The sequence below is a fragment of the Demequina sp. genome (assembly GCF_024642165.1).
Taxonomy (GTDB): Bacteria; Actinomycetota; Actinomycetes; order Actinomycetales; family Demequinaceae; genus Demequina.
The window spans coordinates 1-10,724 of the sequence record NZ_JAHEBP010000069.1 but is presented as its reverse complement, the minus strand read 5'-3'; the positions used below and the strand labels follow the sequence as shown (position 1 = coordinate 10,724).

At 71.8% G+C, this 10,724-nt stretch carries 11 protein-coding genes; 8 read left to right on the top strand and 3 right to left on the bottom strand.

Annotated elements, in window-relative coordinates:
* Positions 1 to 36: 36 nt before the first annotated feature.
* The 7 genes from Q0L54_RS07585 to Q0L54_RS07555 all read left to right on the top strand — a co-directional run bounded on the left by Q0L54_RS07585 (position 37) and on the right by Q0L54_RS07555 (position 6,961).
* On the top strand, positions 37 to 1,074 hold the full coding sequence (locus Q0L54_RS07585; protein WP_296666774.1) for a nucleoside hydrolase: 1,038 nt from the start codon (positions 37 to 39) through the stop codon (positions 1,072 to 1,074).
* Positions 1,071 to 2,474 carry an FGGY family carbohydrate kinase gene (locus Q0L54_RS07580; RefSeq protein ID WP_296666770.1) on the top strand — a complete coding sequence of 468 codons (1,404 nt, stop codon included), beginning with the start codon at positions 1,071 to 1,073 and terminating at the stop codon, positions 2,472 to 2,474. Before Q0L54_RS07585 ends, Q0L54_RS07580 begins: the two co-directional genes overlap by 4 nt.
* 60 nt (positions 2,475 to 2,534) lie before the next feature.
* Positions 2,535 to 3,524, top strand: a complete 990-nt coding sequence (locus tag Q0L54_RS07575) for a TIM barrel protein (RefSeq protein ID WP_296666767.1) — start codon at positions 2,535 to 2,537, stop codon at positions 3,522 to 3,524.
* A 1-nt stretch (position 3,525) separates the two neighbouring features.
* Positions 3,526 to 4,443 (top strand): transketolase, encoded by a 918-nt coding sequence (locus tag Q0L54_RS07570; RefSeq protein ID WP_296666765.1) that lies wholly within the window; start codon positions 3,526 to 3,528, stop codon positions 4,441 to 4,443.
* A complete protein-coding gene (locus Q0L54_RS07565; protein ID WP_296666763.1) occupies positions 4,440 to 5,384 on the top strand; it encodes a transketolase C-terminal domain-containing protein in 945 nt (314 codons plus the stop codon). Before Q0L54_RS07570 ends, Q0L54_RS07565 begins: the two co-directional genes overlap by 4 nt.
* 104 nt (positions 5,385 to 5,488) lie before the next feature.
* Positions 5,489 to 6,481 carry a sugar-binding transcriptional regulator gene (locus tag Q0L54_RS07560; RefSeq protein WP_296666760.1) on the top strand — a complete coding sequence of 331 codons (993 nt, stop codon included), beginning with the start codon at positions 5,489 to 5,491 and terminating at the stop codon, positions 6,479 to 6,481.
* Between the two features lie 90 nt (positions 6,482 to 6,571).
* On the top strand, positions 6,572 to 6,961 hold the full coding sequence (locus Q0L54_RS07555; RefSeq protein ID WP_296666757.1) for an SHOCT domain-containing protein: 390 nt from the start codon (positions 6,572 to 6,574) through the stop codon (positions 6,959 to 6,961).
* Positions 6,962 to 7,006: 45 nt separating this feature from the next.
* Here the strand turns inward: Q0L54_RS07555 and Q0L54_RS07550 are convergent, their stop codons facing one another.
* Genes Q0L54_RS07550 through Q0L54_RS07540 form a run of 3 tightly spaced genes read right to left on the bottom strand, consistent with a single transcriptional unit; the run spans position 7,007 to position 9,860 of the window.
* On the bottom strand, positions 7,007 to 8,047 hold the full coding sequence (locus Q0L54_RS07550) for a hypothetical protein (RefSeq protein ID WP_296666754.1): 1,041 nt from the start codon (positions 8,045 to 8,047) through the stop codon (positions 7,007 to 7,009).
* The gene (locus Q0L54_RS07545) at positions 8,044 to 9,213 is read right to left on the bottom strand and encodes an ATP-binding protein (RefSeq protein ID WP_296666752.1); all 1,170 of its coding nucleotides are present in this window, start codon (positions 9,211 to 9,213) and stop codon (positions 8,044 to 8,046) included. Before Q0L54_RS07545 ends, Q0L54_RS07550 begins: the two co-directional genes overlap by 4 nt.
* Positions 9,210 to 9,860, bottom strand: coding sequence for a response regulator transcription factor (locus Q0L54_RS07540; RefSeq protein ID WP_296666750.1), 651 nt, complete (start codon positions 9,858 to 9,860; stop codon positions 9,210 to 9,212). Before Q0L54_RS07540 ends, Q0L54_RS07545 begins: the two co-directional genes overlap by 4 nt.
* Positions 9,861 to 10,110: 250 nt before the next feature.
* Here Q0L54_RS07540 and Q0L54_RS07535 point away from each other — a divergent pair, with 250 nt between their 5' ends.
* Positions 10,111 to 10,590: a hypothetical protein gene (locus tag Q0L54_RS07535; protein WP_296666747.1), complete on the top strand. Its 480-nt coding sequence runs from the start codon at positions 10,111 to 10,113 to the stop codon at positions 10,588 to 10,590.
* The last annotated feature ends 134 nt before the right edge of the window (positions 10,591 to 10,724 follow it).

Sequence of the window (10,724 nt, the reverse complement as noted above, 5' to 3'; positions counted from 1 at the left end):
TGCATTCGAGAGTGAATAGACATTCAGGAGTCGATGATGACCAGGCTGCCGGCGGCCGACGCCGACCACGGGATCCCCGCACACAAGCGTTGGCGCCTGGGCGCGATCCCGTGGCTCGACGAGGCGGAGCGCGCCCCGCGCACCCGCGTGATCGTCGACAACGACTTCATGGGCGACCCCGACGATCTGTTCCAGCTGGTCCACCATCTGCTGTCGCCCAGCGTCGAGATCCCCCTGATCGTCGCTTCGCACCTGCACGCGGGGGAGCCCTGGGACCCGTCCGAGAACCAGGCCGCCAACGCCGCGCTCGTGGCGCGCGACGTCATGGCCCGCATGGGAGTCGACGGCGAGGACCGCATCGTCGTGGGCGCGGAGCACGCGCTCGTCGACCCGGCCACGCCGCGGGACACGCCCGCCGCACGCGCCATCATCGCCGAGGCGCTCCGCGATGACCCACGTCCTCTCTACTACTGCGCCGGCGGCGGCCTCACCGACCTCGCGTCCGCGCTGCTGCTGGAGCCGGCGATCGCCCACAGGATGACGCTGGTGTGGATCGGCGGCTCCGAGCACGAGGGCCTGGGGCTGCTGGCGCCCGGCGTCCCGCCCGCCGAGTACAACCTCACCATCGACACCCCTTCCGCCCGCGCGGTGTTCGGCGACACGGCCATCCCGATCTGGCAGATCCCGCGGCCCACCTACCGGCAGGCGCTGGTGACCATGGCCGAGCTGCGGGTGGGAATCCGCCCGCTCGGCGCCGTGGGCGCCTACCTCTACGACGAGCTCGCGGTGGTGGGGACGATGCTGGCGCAGCACGGCATGAACGCGGGCGAGACGTACGTGCTGGGCGACCAGCCGCTGGTGCTCCTCACGGCGCTCCAGACGGCGTTCGAGCCGGACCCCGCATCGTCCGACTACGTCACCCGGCCTACTCCGCGCATCGACGCCGACGGGCTCTACGTCGACAACCCGGATGGGCGCCCGATGCGCGTCTACACGCAGGTCGACAACCGCCTCACGTTCGATGACATGCGCGCCAAGCTCGCCGAGCTGGCTGCGTGGCAGGCCGCGCCGTGAGCATCGTGATCGCCCTCGACGAGGGCACCACCAACGCGAAGGCGATCGCCATCGACCACGAGGGCACGGTGCTGGCCGGCGCGAGCCGCCCGGTGTCCATCCGCAACACCGCCCCCGGCTGGACCGAGCAGGACGCCGGCGAGATCTGGGAGGCGTCGCTCGCGGTCCTCGCCCAGGTCGCCGCCCAGGTGGACGCCGCCGACGTGATCGGGGTCGCCATCAGCAACCAGCGCGAGTCCGTGGTCGCGTGGGACCCGTCGACGGGTGCGCCCGCGGGCCCGGTCCTGAGCTGGCAGGACACGCGCACGGCGGAACGATGCGCCGGGCTCGCGGACCACCGCGCGCTCGTCGCCGCGCGCACGGGCCTGCCGCTCGACCCCATGTTCTCCGCGCCCAAGGCGGCCTGGCTGCTCGAGCACGCGCCCGCCGGCACCGTGGTCGGAACCGTCGACTCCTGGCTCGTGTGGAACCTCACCGGCGGCGCCTCGCTGGTCATGGAGGCGGGGAACGCCTCGCGGACCCTCCTCATGGACCTGGAGACGCTCGACTGGCACCCGGACCTGCTGGAGATCTTCGGCATCCCGCGTGACGCGCTCCCGCGGATCGTGGCCTCGACGGGCCCGTTCGGCGCGACGGCATGCACCGGACTTCCCGCCGGCCTCCCCATCCTCGCCGTCATGGCGGACTCGCACGCGGCCCTGCGCGGGCACGGCGGGGGAGAGCCGGGCATCGTCAAGGCGACCTACGGCACCGGCTCCTCGGTGATGCAGGGCACGGGTGCCGAGCTGCTGCGCCGCGACGGCGTCGCCACCACGCTGGCGTGGCTGGGCGAGGAGCCCGTCTACGCGCTCGAGGGCAACATCCGGTACTCCGGCGCCGCCCTGGATTGGGCCGCGCGGCTGCTCGGGCGGGACGATGCGCGGGCCTTGGGGGAGTTGGCGGCCACCGTCCCCGACGCGGACGGCGCCGTCCTGGTGCCTGCGTTCGGCGGGCTGGGCGCGCCCCACTGGGACCCCCAGGCCGTGGGAATCGTCACCGGCCTGGGCGCGGCCACCGGCCCCGCGCACATCGCACGCGCGGCCTTCGACGCGGTCGCACACCAGGTCGCCGACGTGGTCGAGGCCATGGGCCCCGCACCCGCCGCGCTGCGCGCGGACGGCGGCGCCACGGCATCGTCCCTGCTCATGCAGGTCCAGGCCGATGCGCTGGGTTGCCCCGTGGTGGTCGTCGGCGAGGCGGACGTGGCCCTGAGAGGGGTCGCGAGCGTCGCGTTCGAGGCGGTCGGAACCATGCTTCCCACCGCGCCCGCATCGTCCACGTTCGAACCCGCGGCGTCGCCTGATAAGCGCGCCGTCGACCGCGCGCGGTGGCGCGCGGCCCTGGACAGATCCACGGGATGACTGGCCATCGACGGCCAGTTGTGCCTACAATAGTGAAACAAGAATCGAAGGTGAATGAATATGTCTGAACTGCCCCGCTTCGGTGCCGGACTCTGGCACTTCGCAAGCTACCTCGACCGCTACGCCACCGATGGCTATGCGCCCGAGGTGAGCACGCTCGAGCAGATCGCGCGTGCCGGCGAGGTCGGCGACCTGTCCGTGGTCGACGTGCCCTACCCCTTCACGGAGGGCGTGACGGTGGTCGAGGTCAAGGAGGCCCTGTCCGACGCCGGGCTCGAGGCCATCGGCGTGACCCCCGAGATTTACATGCGCAAGTACGGCAAGGGTGCCTTCACCAACCCCGACCCTGCCGTGCGTGCCGAGGCGATCGCCTTCCTCAACGAGGCGGCGGACGTGGTGCGTGCGCTGGGTGCCAGCTACCTCAAGGTGTGGCCCGGCCAGGACGGCTGGGACTATCCGTTCCAGGTGAACCACCACGACCAGTGGGAGCTGGCGGTCCAGGGCATGCGCGAGGTGGCCCTGGCCAATTCCGACCTCAAGATCGTGATCGAGTACAAGCCGCGCGAGCCCCGCAACAAGATGTTCTGGGACTCGGCCGCCAAGACCGCGCTGGGCATCAAGGCCATGGGCGTGGACAACGTGGGCGTGCTGCTCGACTTCGGCCACGCGCTCTACGGCGGCGAGTCGCCCGCCGCGGCCGCCCAGCTGCTCATCGACCACGGCCTGCTCTGGGGCATGGACGTGAACGACAACCTGCGCGGCTGGGACGACGACATGGTGGTGGGCACCGTCCACCCGGTCGAGGTCTTCGAGTTCTTCTACACGCTGAAGATCAACAACTGGGAGGGCGTCTGGCAGCTCGACCAGTTCCCCTTCCGCGAGGACACGGTCGAGGCCGCCAAGCTGTCGATCCGGTTCCTCAAGGGCCTGCACCGGGCCCTCGACGAGCTCGACATGGACGCGCTGCGCGAGGCGCAGGCGCGTCAGGATGCGCTCGGTGCCCAGAAGCTGGTCCAAGACGTGCTGTTCGCCTGCCTGAGGAGTGAGTGAGATGACTGTAGAAGAAGATCTGGTCCCCGAGGTCCACGCCGAGGACGTCCCCCAAGAGACGTTCGCCGTGATCGGGCGGGTGCCCGCGGGCGCCACCCGGGAGGAGGCGATCGACCACCTGCGCGCCGCCGCGCGCGCGGTGCGCGGTCGCGACATCCAGATGGTGCGCGCCGCCGGCCTGGGTCACATCGGCGGCGAGTTCTCCGTCATCGACATCCTGGTCACCCTGTACCTGGACTCGCTCAACATGGGTCCCGAACTGCTGGGCGACCCCGATCGTGACCGGTTCATCCTGTCGAAGGGCCACGCCGCGGCCGCGCTGTACACGACCCTGGCCGCCGCGGGCTTCATCGACCCGGACGACCTCAGCACCTTCATGCAGCCGCTCTCGAAGCTCAACGGCCACCCCGCGCGCACCAAGATCGCCGCCGTCGAGGCGAGTACCGGCCCGCTGGGCCACGGGCTCCCCATCGCCGTGGGCACCGCGATCGCGGGCAAGCTCGACGGCTCCGGCCGCCGCACCTTCGTGGTGACGGGCGACGGCGAGATGCAGGAGGGCTCGAACTGGGAGGCGCTCATGACCGCGGGCAACCACGGCCTCGCCAACCTGTGCGTGATCGTCGACCGCAACCGCCTTCAGCAGGGAGCGCGCGTCGAGGACACCAACGACCTCGAGCCGCTGCCGGACAAGCTGCGCGCCTTCGGCATGGAGGTCGTGGAGCTGAACGGCCACGACCACGGCGCCCTGCGCGACGCCTTCGCCAACGTGCCCGCGGCCTCGGGCAAGCCCACCGCGATCGTGGCTCACACGATGAAGGGCCACCCGATTTCGTTCATGTCCGACAACGTCGCCTGGCACCACAAGGTGCCCTCGCCCGAGCAGGTCGAGGCGGCCCTCATCGAGCTGGAGCAGTCATGACCACCACCGCCACCCCCGCCCTCCACGACTGCCGCGACGCCTGGGTCGACGCCCTGGTCGAGCTGGGCCGAGAGGACCCGCGCATCGTCGCCGTGGTCAACGACTCGGTGGGCTCATCCAAGCTGGGTCCGTTCCAGCAGGAGTTCCCGGAGCGCCTGATCAACGTGGGCATCGCCGAGCAGGACATGGTGGGCGTGGGCGCCGGCCTCGCCAACGGCGGGAAGATCCCGTTCGTGTCCGCCGCCGCCTGCTTCCTCACCGCGAGGGCGATGGAGCAGATCAAGGTGGACGCCGCGTACTCCGAGCACCACATGGTGCTGGTGGGGCAGAGCCCCGGCATGGCCTACGGAGAGCTGGGCCCCACCCATCACTCCATCGAGGACCTCGCGTGGCTGCGCACCATCCCCAACCTCACCGTGGTGGTGCCGTCCGACCCGGAGGAGACGCGCCAGGCGGTCCGCTGGGCCGCGCAGCACGACGGCCCCGTGTTCCTGCGTGTGTCCCGCATGGGCGTCCCCGACGTCAACCCCGCCGGATACCGGTTCGTGCCCGGCAAGGCCGTCACGCTCCGCGAGGGCGGAGACGTCACGCTGATCGCCACCGGCACGGTGGTGTCCCGCACGCTCGCGGCCGCCGACGCCCTCGCCGAGCAGGGGATCGACGCCCGCGTGCTGTCGATGCCCACCATCTCGCCGCTCGATAACGACGCGGTGATCGCCGCCGCGCGGGAGACCGCGGGCATCGTCACCGTCGAGGAGGCGCTCACCAGCGGCCTGGGCGGCGCCGTCGCCGAGGTGGTGGTGCGCCACGCCCCCGCGCCGATGCGGTTCGTGGGTGTGACCGGGTTCGCCCCCACCGGCGACATCGGCTGGCTGCTCGACCACTTCGGCATCAGCCCCGAGGGCATCGCCGCCGCCGCGACGGAGATCGTCTCGGCCTGAGCCGACGGTGGGGGTGGGCGCCGCGCCCGCCCCCACCGCGGTTGCTCGGCATCCGTCGGCGGTCGCATAAACTGTCGCCACCGAATCGGACCGGGGAGGCTCACGTGCGCGTAGGGGATACGGGCGGCGGCCGGCGCTACGCCGGTGCCGACGAGCACACCCGGCTCATGGTCCGCATCGCCCGGATGTATCACGAGCAGGGCCTGCGGCAGGCGGACATCGCCGCGGAGCTGCACGTGTCCCAGCCCCGGGTCTCCCGGCTGCTCAAGCGCGCGGTCGAGGCCGGCATCGTGCGCACCACGGTGTCCGAGCCCTCCGGCGTCTTCACCGAGCTGGAGCGCCGCCTCGAGCAGCGCTACGGACTTGCCGAGGCCGTGGTGGTGGACCCGGGATTCGACGCGGACGAGCTGCGCGCGCTCGGCAGCGCCGCCGCGACCTATCTCGAGACCACGCTCATCGGCGGGGACCGCATCGGCATCTCCTCGTGGAGCGCCTCGCTGCTCGCCGCGGTCGACGCGCTGCGGCCCTCGCCCACGCGGGTGGCGGAGGCCGTGGTTCAGCTCGTGGGCGGGGTGGGCGAGAGCCGGGTGCAGGTGGATGCGACCCGGCTCCTCACCCGGCTGGCCGCCGCCACCGGGGCGGAGCCCGTCTTCCTGCCGGCGCCAGGCGTGCTCGGCTCGGCCGCGGCGCGGGACTCGCTGATGGCGGACGCCTCCGTGCTGACCGTCGCGTCGCATTGGCCGCAGCTCACGATGGCGCTGGTGGGCATCGGCACCACGGAGCCGTCGCCGCTGCTGCGGAGCTCCGGCAACGCGATCGCCGAGGCGGACCAGCAAGAGCTACGTGAGCAGGGCGCGGTGGGCGACGTGTGCCTGCGGTACTTCGACGCGGACGGCGAGCCGGTGCGCACCGAGTTCGATGATCGCGTCATCGGCATCGTTCCCGACGCGCTGCGCGCGATCCCGCGCCGCATCGCGGTGGCGGGCGGTATGCGCAAGGCGCCTGCGATCCGGGGAGCGCTGCTGGGCGGCTGGGTGAACGTTCTCATCACGGACGTCGCCACCGCGCGGGCGCTGGTCGACGACTCTGAGGGCTGACCCTCGCCGTCGCACGGAACAGCGGCGATCGTCAGGTACCTTAGGCGCAGAGCCGGAGCGTTTCCGGCCGCACATGAAAAAGGAACTGCAGTGGACTTCTTCACCAACTTCTTCGAGATCCTGCTCTGGACGATCTACATCGCGATCTGGATCTCGTTCGTCTTCCTGGTCATCCGGTTCATCTTCGACATCTTCCGGGACCCCGAGCTCAGCGGTGCGGGCAAGTTCGGTTGGACCCTCCTGTTGGTGATCTTCCCGGTCATCGGCGCCCTGATCTACATCTTCTCCCGCGGCCAGGGCATGGCCAAGCGCGACATGGAGATGGCCTCGGCGGCCCGCGCGGCGCAGGTCGAGTACACGCAGGGCCTCATGGCGGAGGCCGGCCCCGCCGGCGAGATCGCGGCTGCCAAGAACCTGCTCGACTCGGGCGCCATCTCGCAGGCCGAGTTCGACAAGCTCAAGGCGAAGGCGCTCGCCTGACGCGAGGTTCTGCCCAGCACGTCACGGCGGCCTGACCCTTCGGGGTCAGGCCGCCGTCTCGTTTCCCTCGGCGTCGAGCGCGACGCGCGTGAAGTGATCGCCGTCGATGGCGACGATGGTGACGGCCGCGGAGCGGTCGGCCGGCAGCAGCCGCACGGTGACCGTCCCCGTCGCGTCGGTGAGCGCCGACACCACCCGCCTGTCGACGCGCGCCATCGCCTCGCCGGACGCGAGCCCGGCGCCGCGATCGTCCAGCAGGGAGACGTCGACCCCGCGCGATCGCGCGGCCGCGACCGCGTCCAGGACCGAGGGTGTCGCGAGCCCGCGGCCCCTCACGCCGTCGCGCAGCCGCCCCTCCGCCTCGCGCATCTCGGCGCGCTCCGCGTCCGTGAGCGGCCTGTCCTGCGCGACGCGCCCCAGCAGTGGAACGGAGGCCGACGCGACCTCCGCGGCCCGCTGCAGGCGCACCTGCCGGCTGGCCTCGGCGGCCGCGGCCGCCGCCGCGGCGTCGACGGAACGCTCCGCGAGCTCGTTGATGCGGCGTGCGGTGCGGCGCATGTTGATGACCAGCAGGGACGCGACGATGAGCAGGCCGATCTGGGTGTCGACCATCGACAGGCCGGCGAGCGCGGAGCGGCCCGTGCTGGCGGTCCAGGCCATGGTGATCGCCGTCATCGCACCCATCGCCGCCCACGCGAGTCCCGCGCGACCGCGCAGCACCAGGAACCACAGCAGCCACGTGTTGGAGCCCAGGTGCCAGGAGGCGCGGCCGGTGGGACCGTCCGTGGGCAGGCACCACGAGATCAACGCCGTGGAGATGACCACGGCGGCGACCACGGCGAGGGAGTCGCGCAGCGGGAACGGATCCGGGTGGGGACGGATCAGGAGCACGCCCGCCATGCTGACGATCACGACGGCGACGTATGCGGGCCACGCGACCCGCAGGGTGTCGATGGTGGCGAGGGTGAAGACCACGTTGGTCACGATGAAGACGCCGAGGATGAGGCTGGCGCCCTCCGATTCAAGCGCGAGCAGCCGGCTGACGTCGACGCTGCGTGAGCCGCCCTCCCGCCCCTGCCGGCTCACGCTCGGCTCCACGTCAGGGTGACGGCGGTGCCGCGGCCGGGCGTCGACACCAGCGTCGCCTCGCCGCCGGGAACGGCGCGCATGCGCTCCAGGATGCTCACGCGGATCCCGAGCCGCCGCTGCGACACCTGGCGCGCCACGAATCCCGGCCCGCGGTCCGCGATCACCACGCGGGCCGCCGCATCGTCCACGTCGAGCTCGACGCCCAAGCCCTCGGCGCCCGCGTGCCGCACGGCGTTCCGCATCGCCTCGGCGGTGGCCTCGGCGAACGCCGCGACCACCGGCGCCGGTACGGGGCTGTCGCCATCCACGGAGAATCGCACCGGCGCGATCGGGTCGATCTCCGCAGCCGTCGAGCGGATCACGGCCGCGAACTCGTCCGGCCCGTAGGTCCTCGACTCGGGGTCCTCGCCGGCCAGCGCCGCGACCCTCCCGAGCGCCCGGGTCGCCTGATCCGCCAGCGCCGCCGGCGGGGACTCGCGCGAGGCCGAGAGCAGGACCGTCAGGACGTCGTCGTGGACGATGGCGTTGATGCGCGCCTGCTCTGCCTCGCGGGTGCGGCGGCTCGCCTCGAGCGCCGCCTGGTTGCGCGCGTGCGCCGCCGCGGCGTCCTGACGATCGCCGGCCGCGATCATCGCGATGGCGACCCCGCACACGATGAGTCCGAAGATGATGGCGCCGAGCCCGTCGAGCACCGCCGCCAGCGTCGCGTCGTTCCTCACCTGGACCTGGGTCAGCGCCACGATGGGCCCCTGGATGAGCGGGTAGACCCACCCGATGATGCGCGGCCAGGCGATGGCGGCCGCCGTGGCGTGGACGGCGTTGATGCCCTGGATCCACGGCGTCGCATCGTCCGCCAGGACCGGGTCGATCATGACGAACGGCCACAGCAGCTCGATCGCCAGGAACGTGATCGCCGTGCCGCCCACGAGCCCCAGGAGGATGCGCATCGGCAGCAGCCTCGCGAGCACCGTGAAGAGCGCGGGGATCACCACGCCCACCACGATGGTGACGATCCCGAAGGGGGAGCGGAGCTGGTCGATCTGCGCGAGGAAGCCGCTGGGGCCCGTCGCGAGCAGGGCTCCGAACACGATGGCGCCCACCCCGAGGGCGAGGATGAGGGTGCGTTGGATTCGTTCGCGCGCGGGGCGTTCCGCGTCCGTCACTGGGGCCCCTCGAGCAGCCCGTCCTCCAGCGCGCGTTTGTAGAGGTCTACGCGGGACTGCGCCGGCCTGCCGGCGTCCGCGTACTTGCGGCGGATCCGGCTCACGTAGTCCGCGACGGTCTCGCGTGAGACACCCAGGTGGCGTGCCACCGAGTAGGCGGTGAGGCCCGAGGCGTACAGCGACAGGATCTCGCGCTCGCGGGCGCTGAGCCGGGCATCGGCGAGGGCGTCGTCGGAGTCGATGGCGGCCGCCCAGTCGGTGCCGAACACCTCCTGCCCCGCGGCCGCCGTGCGGATCGCATCGAGCAGCACGTCCGGCTCGGACGACTTCCGGATCAGGCCGAGCGCTCCCGACCGCGCCGCCGCCTGGATCAGGCGTCGATCCTCGCCGCCGGTGTAGATGAGCACATGGGAGCCGAGTGCGTGCACCGCGGCGATGTTCGACTCCGGCGTCGAGCCGTCGGCGAGCCTGAGGTCGAGCACCACCAGGTCGAGCTCGCGGCCCAGCGCGGGCAGCGCGTCCACCGTCTCCACCAGTCCTGCCAGGTCCAGGTCGGGAGCACCCTCGACCAGATCCCGGAACCCCAGCGAGATCAGTGCGTGATCCTCGACGAGCGCGATGACCCAGCGCTCCGGTGCGGATGTCATGGTGGTGCCCCCTTCCTGCGAAGTCAACCGTACTCGATTCGCGGATGACGTCCCTGGGAAACCGACCGCCAGGGCCTTGCCCCCAGAAGTGGGGGCTTGTCCGGCCCCGGCACCGGTGGGAGGTTCGAGTCGAGGTACACGCGGGTGGTGGAGAGAGGTACGAGTGGTGGGTTGGTCGACTGAGTCTCTGGCTCTGATCGTCACGGGGGGAATGCTTGCGCTCGTCGTCATCGCCTCTCTCCACCCTCGCGTGGCCCTGACCGTCGGCTCGAGGATCGTCTTCCTCGCCGGCGCCGTGGTGTTCGTCGCCTACGCCTTCCTCGCGGAGTCCGTGGTCGACATCGACGTGCCGGCTGTCGTGCTTGCGCTGCCCCTGGTTCCGCTGGGGATCGCCGCGGTGATGGTGCGCGACTCGATCACCGATGCGCGCGCGAACTCCGGCCCCTCGCGGCCAGGATTCGGCACCATGCCTGCGGCAACGGAAGCGTCCGAGCGGGCGGGCACGCCCACGCCTTTCGGCGCGGATGGCGCCGGAGTAGAGCGGCTGCTCGCCGCGAGCCCGTACGCGACCCCGACCGAGCTGTCGGAGCTCGCGTATGCGCACCCCGAGCTGCGTCCCGCGATCGCCTCCAACCCGTCCTCGCCGGCGAGCCTGCTGCAGTGGCTCACGGAGCAGGGCGAACCGGCCGTGCTCGCGGCCATCTCCGCGCGAGGAGCCGTGCTGCGCTGAGTAGTGGACAGCTGAGCCGTGCTGCGCTGAGCCGGCCGGGATGTGCGGCTAGGGTGACGCCCATGCGCCGCCTCCTGCTGATCTCGCTCCCGGTCGCCGTGGTGCTCGCGCTCGCGGGATGTTCGCAGGGCGAG

Coding starts and splice junctions, on each gene's coding strand:
- Q0L54_RS07570 (WP_296666765.1), top strand. CDS start 3,526: ATGACTGTAGAAGAAGATCTGGTCCCCGAGGTCCACGCCGAGGACGTC.
- Q0L54_RS07585 (WP_296666774.1), top strand. CDS start 37: ATGACCAGGCTGCCGGCGGCCGACGCCGACCACGGGATCCCCGCACAC.
- Q0L54_RS07575 (WP_296666767.1), top strand. CDS start 2,535: ATGTCTGAACTGCCCCGCTTCGGTGCCGGACTCTGGCACTTCGCAAGC.
- Q0L54_RS07565 (WP_296666763.1), top strand. CDS start 4,440: ATGACCACCACCGCCACCCCCGCCCTCCACGACTGCCGCGACGCCTGG.
- Q0L54_RS07540 (WP_296666750.1), bottom strand. CDS start 9,860: ATGACATCCGCACCGGAGCGCTGGGTCATCGCGCTCGTCGAGGATCAC.